This is a genomic window from Gordonia phthalatica (assembly GCF_001305675.1).
GTDB classification, from domain to species: domain Bacteria; phylum Actinomycetota; class Actinomycetes; order Mycobacteriales; family Mycobacteriaceae; genus Gordonia; species Gordonia phthalatica.
Genome location: NZ_CP011853.1, coordinates 4,148,806 through 4,166,681 on the forward strand (window position 1 = coordinate 4,148,806; position 17,876 = coordinate 4,166,681).

12 protein-coding genes and 1 pseudogene are annotated in these 17,876 nt (G+C 68.7%); 9 read left to right on the forward strand and 4 right to left on the reverse strand.

What is annotated here, in order from left to right:
- Positions 1-102 precede the first annotated feature (102 nt).
- The 3 genes from ACH46_RS19500 to ACH46_RS19510 are packed head-to-tail and all read left to right on the forward strand — an operon-like array spanning position 103 to position 4,724.
- On the forward strand, positions 103-3,093 hold the full coding sequence (locus ACH46_RS19500) for an MMPL family transporter (RefSeq protein ID WP_062394434.1): 2,991 nt from the start codon (positions 103-105) through the stop codon (positions 3,091-3,093).
- Between the two features lie 33 nt (positions 3,094-3,126).
- Positions 3,127-4,305: a lysylphosphatidylglycerol synthase transmembrane domain-containing protein gene (locus tag ACH46_RS19505; protein ID WP_062394435.1), complete on the forward strand. Its 1,179-nt coding sequence runs from the start codon at positions 3,127-3,129 to the stop codon at positions 4,303-4,305.
- Positions 4,306-4,328: 23 nt separating this feature from the next.
- Complete coding sequence (locus ACH46_RS19510; RefSeq protein ID WP_062394437.1) at positions 4,329-4,724, forward strand: DUF3054 domain-containing protein; 396 nt, start codon at positions 4,329-4,331, stop codon at positions 4,722-4,724.
- A 27-nt stretch (positions 4,725-4,751) separates the two neighbouring features.
- Here the strand turns inward: ACH46_RS19510 and ACH46_RS19515 are convergent, their stop codons facing one another.
- Positions 4,752-6,386 carry an NTF2-like N-terminal transpeptidase domain-containing protein gene (locus ACH46_RS19515; RefSeq protein WP_062394438.1) on the reverse strand — a complete coding sequence of 545 codons (1,635 nt, stop codon included), beginning with the start codon at positions 6,384-6,386 and terminating at the stop codon, positions 4,752-4,754.
- A 130-nt stretch (positions 6,387-6,516) separates the two neighbouring features.
- Here ACH46_RS19515 and ACH46_RS19520 point away from each other — a divergent pair, with 130 nt between their 5' ends.
- From ACH46_RS19520 to ACH46_RS19530, 3 genes are read left to right on the forward strand one after another with little or no spacing between them, the layout of a single operon-like run.
- Positions 6,517-7,242: a pirin family protein gene (locus tag ACH46_RS19520; RefSeq protein WP_120298776.1), complete on the forward strand. Its 726-nt coding sequence runs from the start codon at positions 6,517-6,519 to the stop codon at positions 7,240-7,242.
- Between the two features lie 31 nt (positions 7,243-7,273).
- Complete coding sequence (locus ACH46_RS19525) at positions 7,274-9,319, forward strand: M13 family metallopeptidase (RefSeq protein WP_062394442.1); 2,046 nt, start codon at positions 7,274-7,276, stop codon at positions 9,317-9,319.
- 34 nt (positions 9,320-9,353) lie between these two features.
- Positions 9,354-11,444 (forward strand): MMPL family transporter, encoded by a 2,091-nt coding sequence (locus ACH46_RS19530; protein WP_062394443.1) that lies wholly within the window; start codon positions 9,354-9,356, stop codon positions 11,442-11,444.
- On the opposite strand, the gene ACH46_RS21390 is transcribed toward ACH46_RS19530, so the two are convergent.
- Positions 11,425-12,138 (reverse strand): PadR family transcriptional regulator, encoded by a 714-nt coding sequence (locus tag ACH46_RS21390; RefSeq protein ID WP_157851106.1) that lies wholly within the window; start codon positions 12,136-12,138, stop codon positions 11,425-11,427. The genes ACH46_RS19530 and ACH46_RS21390 overlap by 20 nt on opposite strands.
- A gap of 36 nt (positions 12,139-12,174) precedes the next feature.
- Between ACH46_RS21390 and ACH46_RS21715 the strand changes: the two are divergent.
- Positions 12,175-12,567, forward strand: a pseudogene (locus ACH46_RS21715) (FAD-binding oxidoreductase); the annotation flags it as partial.
- A gap of 744 nt (positions 12,568-13,311) precedes the next feature.
- On the opposite strand, the gene ACH46_RS20965 reads toward ACH46_RS21715, so the two are convergent.
- Positions 13,312-14,325 carry a DMT family transporter gene (locus ACH46_RS20965; protein ID WP_082399833.1) on the reverse strand — a complete coding sequence of 338 codons (1,014 nt, stop codon included), beginning with the start codon at positions 14,323-14,325 and terminating at the stop codon, positions 13,312-13,314.
- Between the two features lie 182 nt (positions 14,326-14,507).
- On the opposite strand from ACH46_RS20965, the gene ACH46_RS19545 reads away from it, so the two are divergent.
- On the forward strand, positions 14,508-15,398 hold the full coding sequence (locus ACH46_RS19545; RefSeq protein WP_062394449.1) for a LysR family transcriptional regulator: 891 nt from the start codon (positions 14,508-14,510) through the stop codon (positions 15,396-15,398).
- A 153-nt stretch (positions 15,399-15,551) separates the two neighbouring features.
- Positions 15,552-16,445, forward strand: coding sequence for a R2-like ligand-binding oxidase (locus ACH46_RS19550; protein ID WP_236995139.1), 894 nt, complete (start codon positions 15,552-15,554; stop codon positions 16,443-16,445).
- Positions 16,446-16,535: 90 nt separating this feature from the next.
- On the opposite strand, the gene ACH46_RS19555 is transcribed toward ACH46_RS19550, so the two are convergent.
- The gene (locus ACH46_RS19555; RefSeq protein ID WP_062394453.1) at positions 16,536-17,699 is read right to left on the reverse strand and encodes a L,D-transpeptidase; all 1,164 of its coding nucleotides are present in this window, start codon (positions 17,697-17,699) and stop codon (positions 16,536-16,538) included.
- Positions 17,700-17,876 lie beyond the last annotated feature (177 nt).

The following is a 17,876-nucleotide window of genomic DNA, read 5'->3' on the forward strand; positions in this document are numbered from 1 at the left end:
AACCTGCAACGACGTGGGTAAAACCTGAAACGGCGTGGGGTTTTTCTCAGGCAAGCCTGCGACAATCGCACTTCTGTACCCGAAAGTAGGAAGGACACCGGCGTGTTCGGATCCATCGGCTCATTCGTCTATCGGATGCGCTACACCGTCATCGCCGTCCTCATCGCACTGATGGGCGGCCTGGGACTGTACGGCATCAATCTGCCGCAGTACCTGTCCCAGAGCGGATGGTTCGACCCGAACTCGGAGTCGGTCGCAGGCTCCGTCATCGCCGACCAGGCGTTGGGGCGCGACCACAAGTCCGATGTCATCCTGCTGATCACGCCGCCCGACGGCACCAAGGTCGACGACGCCGCGTTCGGCGCGAAGATCGAGAACATCGTCGACGACCTGGTCAAGGAACACCCCGACATCGTCAGTCGCAACAGCGACGACGGGCACCCGGGCATCATCGACCCGTTCGACCAGGGCTCCGCCGGTGCGGGTGCCACGGCAGCGGAGATGAAACAGGAACGGATGTGGACGGCCGACCGAAAGCACGGCTTCGTCTCCATCGGTGTCGCCGGTGACGACGACACTACGATCCTGAACAACTTCAAGACCATCCAACCGTTCTTCGACAATCTGGCCGAACGTTACGACCTGCCCGGCACCGAGTTCCAACTCGCCGGTCTGCAACCGATCGCTGCGGGCATGAGCCAGGGCATGGACGACGACATCCATCGCGCCGAACTCATCGCCCTGCCGGTGGTGGCGCTCATGCTCTTCTTTGTCTTCGGCGGCGTGGTGGCCGCCGTTCTCCCGGTCTTCATCGGCGGTCTGACGATCGCCGGCTCCCTCGGCATCATGAAGGTCCTGGCCCAGCTCACCGAGCTCAACATCTTCGCCCAGTCGGTGGTGACACTGATCGGCCTGGGCATCGCCATCGACTACGGACTCTTCATCGTCAGCCGATTCAGAGAAGAGTTAGCGGAGGGCTATACGGTCGAGGCCGCGGTCAAGAGAACCGTCATGACCGCCGGTCAGACGGTGGTCTTCTCCGCGACGATCATCGTCGCCGCCCTCGCCTGCCTGCTGATGTTCCCGCAGGCCTTCTTGAAGTCGGTCGCTTACGGCGCCCTCGCCTCGGTCTTTCTGGCGGCGATGCTGTCGATCACCGTGCTGCCCGCGATCCTCGCGATCCTCGGCAAACGGATCGACGCGCTCGGCCTGCCGTTCCTGCGGCGCACCAAGACCCGCGAAGAGGTCGAGGCGGGTTTTTGGGGCAAGCTCGCCGGTTGGGTGATGAAGCACCCGGTCAAGACCGCGGCCCCCACGATCATCCTGTTGCTCGCGCTGATCATCCCGTTCGGCAACATTCAGTTCGGCGGCCTGAGCGAGGCCTACCTGCCGCCCGACCACCCGAGCCGCGTCGCTCAGGAGAACTTCGACAAGCAGTTCCCCGCCGAACGCACCGAGGACCTCAAACTGGTCGTCCTCTACAACCAGAACGACCAGGACGCGGCGGCCAAGATCGAGAAGATCGCCGACGAGGCCAACAAGATCCCCGGCTTCACCCGGCCGTTCTCGACGAGCGCCGACGGCGGCGGCATGGACGGCGTCTACGGCGATGAGGCGACCGGCTGGGGTGTCCAGCAGATGTCGGCGGGTCTCGTCGACCGCAACACCGCGGCCGAGGCGATCAAGGAGTTGCGCAGCATCGACGATCAGGGTCTGCACGTCTACGTGGCAGGCACCCCCGCGTTGACGCAGGACTCGATCGACTCGCTGATCTCCCGGCTGCCGTTGATGGCGATCCTGCTGGTGCTGGTGACCGGTCTACTCATGTTCCTGGCGTTCGGCTCCATCATCCTGCCGATCAAGGCGGCGCTGATGACCGCCTTGGGTCTCGGCTCCACGCTGGGCATCCTGACGTGGATCTTCATCGACGGTCACGGTGCGTCGATCGCCAACTTCACGCCCGGTCCGCTGTTCGCCGCGGTGCTGGTCCTGATCATCGCGATCATCTACGGCCTCTCGACGGACTATGAGATATTCCTGCTCTCCCGCATGGTGGAGGCCAGAGCCCAGGGCGCGTCGACCACGGAGGCGATCCGCGTCGGCACCGCGCACACCGGTCGCATCATCACCGCGGCCGCGGCCATCCTCGTGGTCGTGACCGGCGCGTTCGGTCTGTCGGAGATCGTGATGATGAAGTACATCGCGTACGGCATGATCGCGGCGCTGATCCTCGACGCGACGGTGATCCGCATGCTGCTGGTGCCGTCGATCATGAAGCTGCTGGGCGACGACTGCTGGTGGTCGCCCCGATGGATGCAGCGACTGCAGCAGAAGATCGGCCTCGGCGAGACCATCCTCGACGACGACCCGAGCTTGAAGCGTCCCGACTACTTCGATTCGCTGCCCGGCGGAACGTCGGGCGGCGTGGTGGCCGCGGCCGAGGCACCGACCACCGCGATGCGCGCCGTGCCCCCGCGACCTGTCGCCGGCCGCGCCGAACCCACCGGCCGGTGGCGTTCCCTGTCCCGTCAGGACGGCCCCGCCGAGGCGGACAGTGGCCCCGTTCCGACCGCCGACAGCACGCTCGACGAACTGGTAGACGACGTCGTCGAACCGCCGAAGCGGCCCGGCCGTCGCGACTCCGGCCCGGACACCGGCTCATGGAAGCTGGGCCTGAGCGGGGTTCGTCAGACCGCGCCCGAGCAGCGGCCCCAGCCGGCCAAGCCGGAGGCCCCGGCGCCGCGGCCGATCTCCGAGGTCGGTCGCCCGCAGGCAGGGCGACGTCCGGTGGGCGCCCCGGTTCCGCCGCGTCGCGTCCCGTCACCCCGTCCGATGCCGGGACGGTCCGGTCCGATGCCTGCACCTCCGCGTCCGGCTCCTCGACCGGCACCGCAGCCCGAGGCCCGTCCGCAGGCGCCCGCACCGCGACCGCAGGCTCCGGTACCGCCCGCTCCGGTCCCGGAGACTCCGGAGTCACCGGTGTCCGCGCGGGAGCTGCGGTCCGACCGAGGCGACGAAGGCAACCAGATCAGCGTGCAGGACCTGCTGCGCCGCAGCCGGGCTCAGCAGCAGCGCCCGGACGACAGCGAATAGGCACTGCTCCACCGGGCGGTTAGGGTGGAACCCATGCCTGACGACGACACCGACCAGGGCGCCGAGGGGGCTCCGGGACACCGGACCGCCTCGAAACCCTGGCGTCGTTGGCTCCGATGGGCGCTGCTCGTCATCGTCGTCGGCGTCCTCGCGACCGAAGCCGTTCTGATCTGGCCCAAGCTGTCACAGGCCTGGGACCAGCTGCGACACCTCCGGTGGGAGTGGGTGCTGGTCTCGATCATCGCCGCGATGCTGTCCATGGACAGCTACGGGCATGTGCAGCGCGTCCTGATGCGGTCGGCGGGCGTCCGGGTGCGGCAGCGCGAATCGCTCGCGGTGATCCTGGCGTCGAACTCGGTCTCCCAGACCATGCCGGGCGGTCAGGTCCTGGCTCCCGCCTTCATCTATCGCGAAAGCCGCCGCTGGGGCGCGACGCCGGTCGTCGCGTCGTGGCAGCTGGTGATGTCCGGGCTGCTCGCCGGTTCCGGCCTGGCCCTCCTCGGACTCGGCGGCGCCCTCCTCGCCGGCGCCAAGACCAGCCCGTTCTCGGTGATCTTCACCGTCTCGATGTTCGTCGTCTTCGTCGCCGTGGTCCAGTACATGGCGAGCCACCCGCAGGCGTTGGAGATCATCGCCGCCCGCCTGCTCTCGTGGTTCAACCGGTTCCGCGACAAGCCGTCCGACCACGGCGCCGACAAACTGCACCAGATCATCACCCAGCTGCAGGCGGTGAAACTCGACCGCCGCAACGCCACCGAGGCCTTCGGCTGGAGCCTGTTCAACTGGATCGCCGACGTCGCCTGTCTGGCAGCCGCCTGTTACGCGGTCGACGCGCACCCGTCCATCCCCGGGCTGATGGTCGCGTACGCGGCGGGCAAGGCGGTCGGAACCGCGATCCCGCTGTTGCCCGCGGGCATCGGCGTCGTCGACAGCGTCATGTTCGCAGCCCTGGTGCAGGCCGGCATGACCGGCGCGGACGCGGTCACCGCCGTCCTCGTCTACCGCATCGTGAGCTACGTGCTCGTCGCCCTGGTCGGCTGGGTCATCATCGCCATCCGCTACCGCGGCCGGTTCAAGTCGGGCCGGAGCCTCGACGACGAGATCGCCGACGACACCACGCAGAAGCAGCCGGCGATCGATCCCGGCACTGCGATGCCCATCCGCCCCAAGCCGGAAGACCCCCGTCCTCCGACCGCCGGAGGCGGCTCGTAGGGCCGGCCTCCTAGGCTGGAGCCATGACCGTTCCTCCGCTCTCCCGCCGCGTCGTCTGGCCCACCGCCTTCGATGTGCTCGCGATCGTCGTCTTCATCGCGATCGGTCGCCGCAGCCACGACGAGTCGGGTTCCGTCACCGGGTTCCTGCACAGCCTGTGGCCGTTCCTCGTCGGTGCCGCCGTCGGCTGGGTGATCGCCGCCGCGGCGACGAGAGACCGCCCTTCGTTCGCTCCGGCCTCCCTGTGGCCCGCAGGCGTGATCGTGTGGGTGTCGACCGTCGTGGTCGGCATGCTGCTGCGCGTCGCCTCCGGCCAGGGCACTGCGCTGACCTTCTGCATCGTCGCCTCGGTCGCGACGGCCGTTCTGCTGCTCGGTTGGCGCGGCGTCGCGCGGCTGGTGAGCCGCACGACGACGTGACCGAACCCGGTCACGTCGTCAGAACCGCTACTTCACGCGGAAGTACTTCTGCAGCACCTGCAGTGCCGCTGTCCCCGACCGATCACCCTCGCAATAGATGACGATCACCGTGCCGCCCTGCGAGCCGACGAACCAGCCGGGCCCCTGCGGGCCGTTGGTGCCGACCAGGGCACGCAGTCCGGGTGCCCCGGTGATGTCGCTGGCGTCGCCGGACTTCGCGGTGACAGCCATCTTGTCGCGGATCTGATTCACGACGGCGGGGTCGAGCTGCCCCAGATCGCCGCCGGCCACCTTGGTCTTGGCCCCGTGGATCACGAAGGGCGCGACCGCACTCTTCTGGCCGTCGGCCGCCCGCTCCAGGGCCACGCCGAGGGCGGCCATGCTCATCATCGACGCGGTGAAATCCTTCGGCCGGTACGCGGCGGCGGCGATGCGCGGCTTCCGGTTCTGCGGGAGGCTCATGCCCGGAACCGTGTACTCCAGGCCGATGCCGAGGGAGTGCAGGGCGGAGTCGACGGTCCCCTTGTCCTTGGCTTTCCCCGCCGCCTCGATGGCGTCGAAGACCGGGTCCAGCGTGCTGCCGACCGGGTAGGCGATGTCGGCGTCGACCTTGTTCTTGGCTGCGGCGTCGTTCTGCGCCATCGCCAGGATTCCGCCGGTCTTGGCGTCGAGAGTCATCATGGTGGCCGGCTGCGCCACTTCGACGACGGCGGCCCCGAGCGCCAACTGCTGGGCCGCATCGACGGTGGTCTTCACATCGGGGGCCGCACCGCCCTGATGTCCCGCCAGCTTCTGCGGCGGTGCGCCGGGCGCCACCAGTTGCACCTGCCAGCCGGCGGTCGCATCGCGGATCGCGTTCCAGTAGTTGGTGATGCCCGCGCTCAACGGGGTCGACAGGCGACGGTCGCTCATCACGAGCATGCCGGTCTTGTTGACGTTGACGCCCGCGATGCGCGACGGGTCCGAATCGACCATCTGCATGTCGGAGTCACGCAGCGTGACCGCGATGATCTCCTGACCTGGCGCGGCGTCCAACTGCTTGTTGATCGACTTGACCGTCACCTTGGGCGCCACGGGGGCGACGGCGGCAGCGAGGGCCCGGACTGTCTTGTCGAGGTCCTTGGTGGTGGCGGGATTGATGGTGATCTCGTTGACCGGTTCCATCTGCATGAACGGTTTGCCGTTGTCCGCGCGGACGGTGGGGGCGGGCTTGGCGTCGGTCCGCACCTCCTGCAGGCGGCCGTCGGCGGTCAGTCCGGTGTACAGCAGACCCGGATCCCACTGGACCTTCCATCCCGACGAGAGTCGCCGCGCCGAGCCCGACGTCTTGGTCTCGAACTCGTGGTCGCCGGACCAATTCCAGGTGGTGGTGAGGCTGAAGGAGGCGCTTCCGTCGCTGTACTCCACCAGGCGCCCGGTCTCGACGGACAACTCCTTGGCGTGCATGCCGGCGAACGTCACCCCGAGCGACTGCGCCGCCTGACTGGGCGAGGTCGTCATGTCGGCGGCACCCTGGGTGTCCTGCCTGCTCATCGCATCAGCGAACGCCTGTACCGCGCGTGAAGCGTCGGTTCCGTCATCGGAGGAGCAGGATGTCATCGCGAGCACCATGGCGAGCACGGCAACGATCGCGGCGGCCCCTCGTGCACCCCGCAAACTCATGGTCCCAATTATCACTCTATTCCCACCCGTTTTGCGCCCCACTGCTTCCTTTCTAGAAACTATGTGGTCACAATCGCACAACGCCGCCTACTACCGCACCCTCCACGCCGACGCGAGGACAATGAGGCACATGAGCAAGTACATCACTCGTTCGGGTGACCGCGCACGGACCACGACCGACTGGCTCGATTCTGCGCATTCGTTCTCTTTCGGCGATCACTACGATCCCGCGAACACCCATCACGGGGTGCTGCTGGTCCAGAACGAGGACATCGTCGTCCCCGGTCAGGGCTTCGACACCCACCCGCACGCCGAGACCGAGATCGTCACGTGGGTGCTGTCCGGGTCGCTGGTCCACCAGGACTCCGAGGGACACTCCGGCGTCATCTACCCCGGACTCGCACAGCGGATGAGTGCCGGCCGCGGGATCCGCCACTCGGAGCGGAACGACGACGCCGAGTCACCGGACGAGCCTGTGCATTTCGTCCAGATGTGGCTGATGCCCGACGAGCACGGCATCGAACCCGGCTACGAGCAGCTCGACATCGCCGGCGAGCTACAGCCCGGGCGGCTCGTCACCGTCGCCTCGGGTTCCCCCGATCACGATTCGGCGATCCGCATCGCGAACCGCAGTGCCACCCTGTCCGCGGCCCGACTGAGCGCCGACCAGCGGGTGACCGTGCCGACCGCCCGCTTCACCCATCTGTTCGTCACGCGCGGTGAGGTGGAGGTGGACGGCGACCGCCTGGCCGCCTCCGACGCCGTCCGGGCCGAAGGCTTCGGCGGCTCGACGATCCGCGCAACCACCGACGCCGAGGTCCTGATCTGGTCGATGGACGCCCGCCTCGGCGAGTGAGCCCGACCCGGCACCGCGATTCGATGTCACTATGGAGGGCGTGACTATCGAGCAGACCTCGGGTCTCGACCTGCAGTGGGTCGACGCCTCCATCCGCGCCGCAGACGATCTCTTCCTCCACGTCAACGGGAAGTGGGTGGACAGCCACCAGATCCCCGACGACCGCAGCATCGACGGCGCCTTCCACGTCCTGCGCGACAACGCCGAAGCCGATGTCCGCGCGATCGTCGAGGAGTGCGCCGACGGGTCGCCGGCTGAGACACCCCCCGTCGCTTCGCTCGCCCCCGAGGCCGGCACCGCCGCCGCCAAGATCGGCGATCTGTACGCGTCGTTCATGGACGTCGACCGCATCGAATCGCTCGGTATCGAGCCGATCGCCGACCAGCTGCGCGAGATCGCCGCCGTCGCCGACACCACCGAGCTGGTCGCGCTGCTCGGCCGGATGCAGCGCGACGGCGTCGGCGGACTTTTCGGCGTCTACGTCGACACCGACTCTCGCCAGTCCGACCGCTACCTCGTGCACGTGGTGCAGAGCGGTCTGGGTCTGCCCGACGAGTCGTACTACCGCGAGGAGAACCACGCGGCCGTCCGCGACGCCTACCGTGCGCACATCGCCGCGATGCTCACGCTGACCGGCGCCGACGACGCCCAGGCGCAGGCCGACGCGATCTTCGCGCTCGAGACGGCCATCGCCTCCCACCACTGGGACGTGGTCCGCCGCCGCGACGCGGAGGCCACCTACAACCTGCGTACGCTCGCCGAGTTCACTGATCTCGCCGCCGGTTACGACGTCGCCGCCTGGCTGGGCGGGATCGGATCGGCCGCGGCGTTCGCCGAGGTGAACCTCGGGCAGCCGTCGTTCATCGAAGGTGCCGCCGCGCTCCTGGCGGCGCAACCGCTGGACGCATGGAAGAGCTGGCTGTCGTGGCGGCTGCTGCGCACTGTCGCGTCGTACCTGCCCGCCGCGTTCGTCGACGAGAACTTCGCCTTCTACGGCAAGACACTGACCGGCGCCGAGGTGATCCGCGACCGCTGGAAGCGCGGCGTCGGCTTCGTCGAGCAGGCGGCGGGCTTCGCCGTCGGCGAGGTGTACGTGCAAAGGCACTTCCCGCCCGAGGCCAAGGCCCGGATGGACGAGCTGATCGGCAACCTCGTGGAGGCGTACCGCCGCAACATCGACGACCTGCCGTGGATGACGCCCGCGACGCGCGCCAAGGCACTCGCCAAGCTCGACAAGTTCACCCCGAAGATCGGCTACCCGGCCACCTGGATCGACTACTCGACCCTCGAGGTGGACCGCACCGACCTGATCGGCAACGCCCGGCGCGCCGCCGCCTTCGACACCGCCCGCGACCTCGCCAAGATCGGGCAACCCGTCGACCGCGACGAGTGGTTCATGACCCCGCAGACCGTCAACGCCTACTACAACCCGGGCATGAACGAGATCGTCTTCCCTGCGGCGATCCTGCAGCCGCCGTTCTTCGACCCGAACGCCGACGACGCCGCCAACTACGGCGGTATCGGTGCGGTGATCGGCCACGAGATCGGACACGGCTTCGACGACCAGGGCGCCAAGTACGACGGCGACGGCAACCTCGTCGACTGGTGGACCGACGACGACCGCGCCGAGTTCGGCAAGCGCACCGCCGCGCTCGCCGCCCAGTACTCGGCGTTCACCCCCAACGGACTCGACGAGAAGTACAAGGTCAACGGCGAGTTCACGCTGGGCGAGAACATCGGTGATCTCGGCGGCCTGTCGATCGCCCTCGTCGCCTACGACGTCGCCCTGGAGAAGTCGGACGCACGGGAGTCGGGAGCAGGGGAGTCGGGAGCAGGGGCCCCGGTGATCGACGGCCTGACCGGCATCCAGCGCGTCTTCTTCAACTGGGCGCAGATCTGGCGGACCAAGACCCGCGACGAGGAGGCCATCCGCCGCCTGTCGATCGATCCGCACTCGCCGCCCGAGTTCCGCTGCAACGGCGTGGTCCGGAACGTCGACGCGTTCTACGACGCCTTCGACGTGGCCCCCGGCGACGCCCTGTACCTGCCGCCGGAGGAGCGCGTCCGCATCTGGTGATGCACCGCGCCCCGCCGACGTGTAAACACGAGTCATGGCATCCCAGCGGTTCGTCCGCATAGCCTTGCCCGCCGCAATCGTCGTTCTCTGGGTCGTGATCGGCGGATTCACCGGCTCTCTGTCGGGCAAGCTGTCGACCGTCACGATCAACGACGCGAGCGCGTTCCTGCCGCAGTCCGCGGAGTCGACGCGGGTCGCCGAGCAGCTGCCCGAGTTCACCGACACCGACTACTTCCCGGCGATCGTCGTCGCCGAGAAGAGCACGCCGATGTCGCCCGCGGATCGCGCCTTCGTGGCCGACGCCGTCGCTCCGCTGGCGGGGACGGCAGGTTTCGGGAAGCAGTTCTCACCCCCGATCCCGTCAGCCGACGGTGAGGCCGTCCAGTTGTTCGTGCCCGTCTCGACGGATGCGAAGCCGAAGGATCAGCTCGCGAAACTGACCGCCGTCCTGGCGAATCCGCCGCCCGGGGTCAGTGTCGCGATCACCGGACCGGCCGCCCAGGCCGCCGACCTCTCCAACGCCTTCGCAGGCATCGACGGCATCCTGCTGCTGGTGGCCGGCGCGGTGGTCCTGCTGATCCTGATCGTCGTGTACCGCTCCCCGATCCTGCCGTTCGTGGTGCTCCTGTCCGCGATCTTCGCGCTCGCCCTCGCATCGGGCGTGGTCTATGGACTCGCGAAGGCCGGCACGCTGGAGTTGAGCGGTCAAAGCCAGGGCATTCTCTTCATCCTGGTGTTCGGCGCGGCCACCGACTACGCATTGCTGCTGGTGGCGCGCTACCGGGAACTCCTGGCCGAGGAACCCGACGCCCGCAGCGCCCTGTGGACCGCCTGGCGCGCCACGCTCCCGCCGATCGCCGCGTCCGCCGCAACGGTGATCCTCGGCGTCCTGTGCCTGCTGCTGTCGGATCTGAACTCCAATCGGAGTCTCGGCCCCATCGCCGCGCTCGGCATCGCCGCGTCGTTCCTCGCGTCCATCACCTTCCTCCCCGCGATGCTCGCGCTGATCGGTCGTGCAGCGTTCTGGCCGCGGGTCCCGCACGGTGAGACCGGTTCGGGTCACCGCATCTGGCAGCGCGTCGCGGTCTTCGTCTCGCACTCGCCACGCAAGGTCTGGGCGGGGACTCTGGTGGTCCTGGCCCTCGGTGCGGCCTTCGCGCCCGCGTTCCGCGCCGACGGCGTCTCCACCGACGACTTCTTCCTGGGTGAGGCGGCCTCCGTCTCGGGATCACAGATGCACGCGCGGCACTTCGACGCCGGCTCCGGGACCCCGACCTGGGTGCTTGTGAACCAGGACTCGTCGACCGCCGTCGCGGAGAAGGTCCGCGCGGTGGACGGCGTCGCCGCCGCCGAGATCCTCACCGGCGACCTCGGCCCAGTGACGCACGAGGGCCGCCAGGCCGTGCAGGTGACGCTGTCCGACGATCCGAACTCGCTGACCGCGCAGGACACCATCGTCGACATCCGCGACGCCGTCCATGCCGTCCCGAACGCCGACGCTCTGGTCGGCGGCGGCACGGCCGTCGACCTCGACACCCGGATCAGCGCCCGGCACGACCGCAACCTGATCATCCCGATCGTGCTGCTGGTGGTCCTGGCCGTGCTGATCGTCCTGCTCCGCAGCCTCCTCGCGCCGCTGATGCTGTTGGCGACGACGGTGCTGTCGTTCGGGACCGCGCTCGGCGTGGCCGCCCTGCTGTTCAACGGTCCGTTCGGCTTCCCGGGCGCGGACCCGGTGGTGCCGCTGTTCGCGTTCGTCTTCCTGGTCGCACTGGGCATCGACTACAACATCTTCCTGATGACCAGAGCTCGCGAGGAGGCGCAGCGGCACGGCACCCGCGAGGGCATGCTCCGCGCCCTCACCAGTACCGGCGGCGTGATCAGCGCCGCGGGCCTGGTCCTCGCCGCCACGTTCAGCGCACTCGCGGTGATCCCGCTGATGTTTCTTGCGCAGGTCGCCTTCCTCGTCGCCTTCGGCGTCCTGGTCGACACCTTGATCGTGCGGTCGCTGCTGGTCCCCGCGCTGACGCTCGACATCGGGCCGCGGATCTGGTGGCCCGGCAGGCCGGATCCCGGACTCCCCTCGGCGACGGCGGAGACACCCGCTACTCGGCCCCGCGCCTGACGACCTCGGCGAAGATCGCGTCCGCCTCCGGCCACTCGGTGTCGGTCGCGTCCCAGCCGCCGACCTCGGTGCGCGCCCAGGCCGCCCAATTCTCGATCGTCTCGGTGAGGTCGGCGACGAGCTTGATGCTGAGTGCGTTGACCGCAGCGCGTCCGGGCATCGCCGTCTCCTCCGCGTCGCCCGCCACCTGGCCGAGATCCCGGCGCGACGCCGCCGCCTGCTCGCCGATGCGCTCGATGTTCCGCCGCAACTGCTCCACGTCGCCCTGCTCCGCGTAGAAGACCCTGATCAACTGTTCGACGTCGAAGCGCCGACCCGCCCCTTCGGTGTCGAGCCACTCGCGCAGCGCGCGCCGGCCTGCGTCGGTGATCGAATACTGCATGCTGCGCCGGTTGCCCGTGCTCGCGGGCGTGGCGACGGCGTAGCCCTGCTCCACCAGCTTCTTCGGAATGTCGTACATCAGCCGCTCAGCGCGCGGCCACACCCACCGCACCGACCGCCTCGCCTGCTTCGCGATCTCGTACGTGGTCCATGGTCGTTCCCACCCACTGATGCCCAACAGTCCGAGCACCGGACGCAGACCGGGCCGTTCCGGAACATCCCCGCCGCCCTCGCCGAGAAGTTCCTCATCCGGGACCACCTGGTTCGCGTGGTCCCGCCGTGGACGCCCGGCCCGCGCGAGTCCGAACTGCATCTGCCCGGAACCCGCTCGCCCCGGACCTCGCACCGGGTGGGCACCCCGGAGTACGACGCGGCCTGCGCGGCGTTCAACGTCGCGGCAGTCCCCGCCCCGGAGCTCGCGGTCGCCGCGGCATCGCTCGCCGATATCCGCGCGGCCGTCCGGTACGCCGCCGAACACGGACTGCCCGTCTCGGTGCACGCGACGGGCCACGGCGCTGCGCGCCCCGTGGACGGCGGACTGCTGATCAACACGGCGGCACTCGACACCGTGCGGATCGACCCCGACCGCCGTACCGCGACCGTCGGAGCCGGCGCCCGCTGGCGCGAGGTGATCGCCGCAGCGGCGCCCTACGGACTGGCACCGCTGAACGGGTCGTCGTCGGACGTGGGCGTGGTCGGCTACTGCCTCGGCGGCGGCATGGGTCCGATGGCGCGGACCTTCGGCTTCGCCGCCGACCACGTGCAGAGCCTGACGATGGTCGACGCCGACGGCGACCTGCGGTTCGTCGACGCCGACCGCGAGCCCGACCTGTTCTGGGCCATGCGCGGCGGCAAGCACCCCCTCGGTGTCGTCACCGAGATGACCGTCGGCCTCGTGCCCGTCGCCGACGTGTACGGAGGCGCGATCTTCTTCCCCGGCGACGACGCACCGACCGTGATGCATGCCTTCCGCGAATGGGCGCCCACCCTCCCGGCCAGCACCACGACGTCGATCTCGCTGCTCCGCCTCCCCGACATCGATCCGGTTCCGCCGCCGCTGCGCGGTCGGCTCAGCGTGCACCTGCGGTACGTGCATGTCGGCGATGACGACACAGGTGCACGACTCCTCGCACCGATGCGAGCCGCCGCGACGCCGATCGCCGACCTGGTCTGCCGCATGCCGTACACCCTGATCGACTCCGTCCATCAGGATCCGACCGACCCGATGCCCGCGTGGGACAGCGGCTGTCTGCTCAGCGAACTGACTCCGGACACGGTCGACGCGATGCTGCAGATCGCGGGCCCCGGTGCCGACGTGCCGCTGGTGCTGGCCGAGTTCCGACTGCTGGGCGGGGCCCTCGGCGAGGAACCCTCGATCCCCAACGCGGTGTCGGGGCGGGGAGCACCGTTCCTGGCCTGCGCGATCGGCCCCTACCCGCCTCCGCTGCGGCAGGCGGTCGACGCCGTCGGCGGCGCCCTGATGCACTCACTGCAGCCCTGGTCGATCGGCGCACAGGCCAACTTCCCCGACCGCGTCGTCGCTCCCGGAGACCCGCACCGGATCTGGCCGCGCGACGTCGTCGACCGGCTCCGCTCCATCGCGGCCGACGTCGACCCGGACCGCCGATTCGCGGCCGCGTGGTGACGTCCGCGCATCGTTTCCGATGAAGCAGGCCACCGCTCCGACGAGCAGCCCGATCACGACACCGACGTCGGGCCGTTCGCCCATCAGAGACCAGGTCAGCAGGGCGGCGATCGACGGGATGACGCCGAACAGCAGCGACACCGCGGCGGCGCCCGCCTGTTTGATCGCGGCCAGGTAGAGACTTGCGGCGATCACCGAGTTCGCGACCACCAGGATCGCGACGGCCCAGAAGGCCTTGGTCGGATCGGTGACGTGCTGCGGCGTGGCGGCGGCGAAGGCCACCGACGGCACCAGCGCCACCGCGACGCCGATGGTGTTGACCGCGATCGGATGCCCCTGGGTCAGGAACCGCTGCTGGTAGACGCCGCCGACGGCGAGACCGACCACTGCCATCACAACCCAGCCGACGGCGGCGTCGACGTGCCCGACCTCGATCACCCGGCCGGCGAACGCCGCGCACACCGCGACGAGCGCCAGGACGACGGCGACCATACGCCGCAGCGACAGCCGTTCGCGCAGCATCAACGACGCCGCCGCGGCCGTGACCACCGGGTTCATCGCGATCACCAGGGCCACGAGGACCGGCGAGACGCCGACGTACATCGCCTGGTAGCAGCCGACGAACTGCAAGCCCTGCGACAGGAAGCCCACGACGACCGCATGCCACGCCTGCACACCGCGCGGCCACTCGAGTCGTCGGACCCGCACGATCACCAGCAGGATCGCCACCGACGCGATGAACCGGCTCACCAGCACGGTGCCGGGAGTCGCGCCCTGGACGGCGAGCGCACCCACCGGGTAGCCGAGAGCGTAGAAGAAGGCGGTCGAGGCACCGAGCGGGAATGACAGTTTCACGAGTCTCATCGTCGGACCGCGACCGCATTCGCGTCCAACGACTTTTCGTTCACTCATTGATTACAGATTCTTATCGAAATACGGCACGGCACCAGGAAACCCCAGGACGATGCCGGCACGATCGTCGCCATCCGCACATGAACGATAAGTGAACGGCGTCGATCGGCGCTACCCTGTTCAGCATGACGCGCACGTTCGACATCACCCCGCTGCGCTCGCTCGCCGCGGTCGCGAGCACCGGCGGCGTGCATCGTGCCGCCGAGTCCCTGCTCATCACCCAGTCGGCGGTGAGCCAACATCTCCGGAAGCTGGAGCGGGAGGCCGGAGTTCCGCTCGTCAGCCGCAACGGCCGACGCATCGCCTTCACCGCCGAGGGCGAGGAACTCCTCTCGCATGCTCGGGCGATCCTGTCCGCACACGACGCCGCCGTCGCCCGCTTCGACAACCGCTCCGACGGCGCGGTGGTGATCGGCGCGGCCCAGAACAGCGCGGCGGTGGTGCTGCCGATCGTGATGAGCCGGCTGCGAGAGCGCTTCCCCGATCGAGAGGTCCGCTTCCACCTGGACCGGAACGCGACGGTCCGATCCATGCTCGACGACGCGCAGGTCGACGTCGCCGTCACCTCCCGGGTCGCGCCCGAGCTGACGGCGCGCACCGACGGCTTCCGCCTGCGGTGGCTGTGGTCGTCGACCGCCGAGCAGCCGCCCGCCGACGCCTCGGTCCCCATCGTCTCGTTCTCCCCTCCGTGCACCCTACGCCAGCCCAGTTTCGACGCGTTCAGCGCCATCGGTCGCCGCTGGCACCTCGCCGCCGAGGTCAACGACCTCGCCACCGGACTCGAAGCCGTCCGGGTCGGCGTGGGCACCATGCTGGTGCCCGTGCTCGACCGGCTGCCCGACGGGACCGTCGCACTGTCGTGCGCGCCGGAGCCGCCGGCGATCCAGCTCGGCGTCGCCTACACCGACGTCACTCGCACGGATGTCAGCGAGACCGTCACGCAGGTCCTCGCCGAGCACATCGGCGTCGACCGCGTCGAGCTCCTCCACAACGCCGCGTTCCCGCGCCCCGCGTAACCGGGTCGCCGCGGCCGAATCCTGCTCCCGCGCAACCGCGAGGGACTAGCGTCACCATCACGAGCCGGACTCAACCCTCGGAAGTGACTCACCGTGACCGCATCCTCGAACTCGACTGCCAGGCAAGGCTTCACCACGCTGCAGAGGGGAGGGATGAACTGGGACTCGTTCCCGCTGAAGCTCTTCACCAAGGGCAACGCCAAGGTCTGGAATCCAGCGGACATCGACTTCTCCCGCGACGCCGCCGACTGGGCGGGCCTCACCGACGATCAGCGCCGCAACGCCACCTACCTGGTCTCACAGTTCGTGGCGGGCGAGGAGGCCGTCACCCAGGACATCCAACCGTTCATGGCGGCTATGGCGTCCGAGCACCGCTTCGGCGACGAGATGTACCTGTCGCAGTTCTGCTACGAGGAGGCCAAGCACGCGCAGGGCTTCCGGCTGTGGATGGACGCCGTCGGGCTGACTGACGACCTGCACCCGTACGTCGCGGAGAATCCGTACTACCGGGAGCTGTTCTACGAGCAGCTGCCGAACTCGCTGCGAGTCCTGCAGACCGATCCGTCGCCCCGGAATCAGATCCGAGCCAGCGTCACCTACAACCACGTCATTGAGGGCAGCCTGGCGTTGACCGGCTACTACGCGTGGAACGTGATCTGTGTGGAGCGCGGCATCCTCCCCGGAATGCAGCAGTTGATCGGTCACATCGCCGACGACGAACGCAGGCACATGGCGTGGGGCACGTTCACCTGCCGACGGCACGTCGCCGCCGACGACACCCTGTGGGACGCGGTCACCGAGCGGATGGGCGAACTCCTGCCCTTGGCGCTCGGGATGATCACCTGGGTCCAGGAGCGGTTCCCCGTGTCCCCGTTCGGGGTCGACAACTCGGTCTTCGCGACCTACGCCGCCGATCGCGCCCAGCGCCGACTCGGTGCGATCGAGTCCGCTCGCGGTCGTGCCGTCGAGGACATCGACGTCGACTACTCCCCCGCGACCCTGGAGGACACGTTCGGAGAGGAGGATCGCGCGTCGCTGGGCGGCTGACCTCGCACGGCCACCGCGTGTCGCCCCGCTTTCACGGCGTGTCGACGAAGGTCGGTTGCTATACGCGTTGGTAGTGCGAGACGACGCGGATCACTTGGCCGCGCCGGCCTGCCACTGCGCCCAGCTCAGCTCCCAGTCGCCGTAGGTGTCCCAGACCGGCAGCGGCGGGCCGCCGGAGTTGGTGATCTCGACGACGTCGCCGAGGCCGAAGTTGTCGAACATCCACTGCGAGTCGGCCGGGCTCAGATTGACGCAACCGTGCGAGACGTTCGCCGCGCCCTGCTGGCCCACCGACCAGGGCGCGGAGTGGACGAATTCGCCGTCGTTGGAGATGCGGAGGTCGTTGTAGACCGTCTCGCGGTAATAGCCGGGATCGCCCTGGCAGACGCCGTACGTGCAGGAGTCCATGATGGTCTGCGCCGCCTTCTCGGAGATCACGTGCGGGCCGTTGTGCGACGGGTTGTTGGGCTCACCGAGGCTCATCGGCATCTGTCGGACCTGCTGCCCGTTGTGGAAGACGGTCAGCAGCTCGGTGGCGCCGTCGGCCTTCGCGATCCACGAGTCGTGGACGGTGTAGTCCATCGCGGTGTCCTCGGCGCCGTAGACGCCGTCGCCCAGATCGACGCCGTAGATGTCGGCCTCGATGTGGATCTTGGTGCCCGGCTTCCAGTAGTCCGGACCGCGGTAGTGGATGTTCTGATCGTCGATCCAGTACCAGGCGCCCGGCTGCGCGGGAGTGGTCGTGATCTTGAGGTGCTTCAACACCTCCGACTTGTTGCTCACCGGTGCGGTGAACTGGAAGACCATCGGTTGTCCGACACCGATGCCGACGCCGCTCACCACGTCCGGCGCCGGGATCACGTTCGCGTAGGCGGTGGACGCCGGCGCAATGGTGGTGACGGTGAAGGTCTTGACGGTCGGCACCTTGTCCTTGTTCACCGCGGTCGCCTTGACGGTGTACGTGCCGCCGTAGCCGAGGTCCTCGGCGGTCGACCAGGTCTTGCCCTTGTCACCGGCCTTGGCCTTCACCTCTTTGCCCTCGGCGTTGGTGACGGCGACAGATGTCAGCGTTCCGCCGTGGGCGTCGACGACGATCGGTGTCGTCGGGTTGATCGCGGTGCCGTTCGCGACCGGAACGGCGATCGTCGCGAGCGGAGCGGGTGGAACGGCGTCATCGCCGCCCGAGCAGGCCGTGAGCACCAATGCCACGGCGAACAGACACGACACCAATGCGGTGATCTTCGAACGACTCACTGTTCTCCCTAGTGATCTCGGCGGCACCAGTCGCCACAGGTCAATTGTCCACCCCGGCAGCCGTCTTCGCCCCTATCGGTTTCCTGTGATTCACCTGGGGGACGACCCGACCACCGCCTCCTCACCCATCACGACCTGCGCATATATCGTCCACACCGAAAGATGTGACGTTCCGAA

Excerpts from the sequence above, each read along its gene's own strand:
- ACH46_RS19505 (WP_062394435.1), top strand. The coding sequence starts at position 3,127 with ATGCCTGACGACGACACCGACCAGGGCGCCGAGGGGGCTCCGGGACAC.
- ACH46_RS19510 (WP_062394437.1), top strand. The coding sequence starts at position 4,329 with ATGACCGTTCCTCCGCTCTCCCGCCGCGTCGTCTGGCCCACCGCCTTC.
- ACH46_RS19515 (WP_062394438.1), bottom strand. The coding sequence starts at position 6,386 with ATGAGTTTGCGGGGTGCACGAGGGGCCGCCGCGATCGTTGCCGTGCTC.
- ACH46_RS19520 (WP_120298776.1), top strand. The coding sequence starts at position 6,517 with ATGAGCAAGTACATCACTCGTTCGGGTGACCGCGCACGGACCACGACC.
- ACH46_RS19525 (WP_062394442.1), top strand. The coding sequence starts at position 7,274 with ATGGAGGGCGTGACTATCGAGCAGACCTCGGGTCTCGACCTGCAGTGG.
- ACH46_RS19530 (WP_062394443.1), top strand. The coding sequence starts at position 9,354 with ATGGCATCCCAGCGGTTCGTCCGCATAGCCTTGCCCGCCGCAATCGTC.
- ACH46_RS21390 (WP_157851106.1), bottom strand. The coding sequence starts at position 12,138 with ATGCAGTTCGGACTCGCGCGGGCCGGGCGTCCACGGCGGGACCACGCG.
- ACH46_RS19545 (WP_062394449.1), top strand. The coding sequence starts at position 14,508 with ATGACGCGCACGTTCGACATCACCCCGCTGCGCTCGCTCGCCGCGGTC.
- ACH46_RS19550 (WP_236995139.1), top strand. The coding sequence starts at position 15,552 with ATGAACTGGGACTCGTTCCCGCTGAAGCTCTTCACCAAGGGCAACGCC.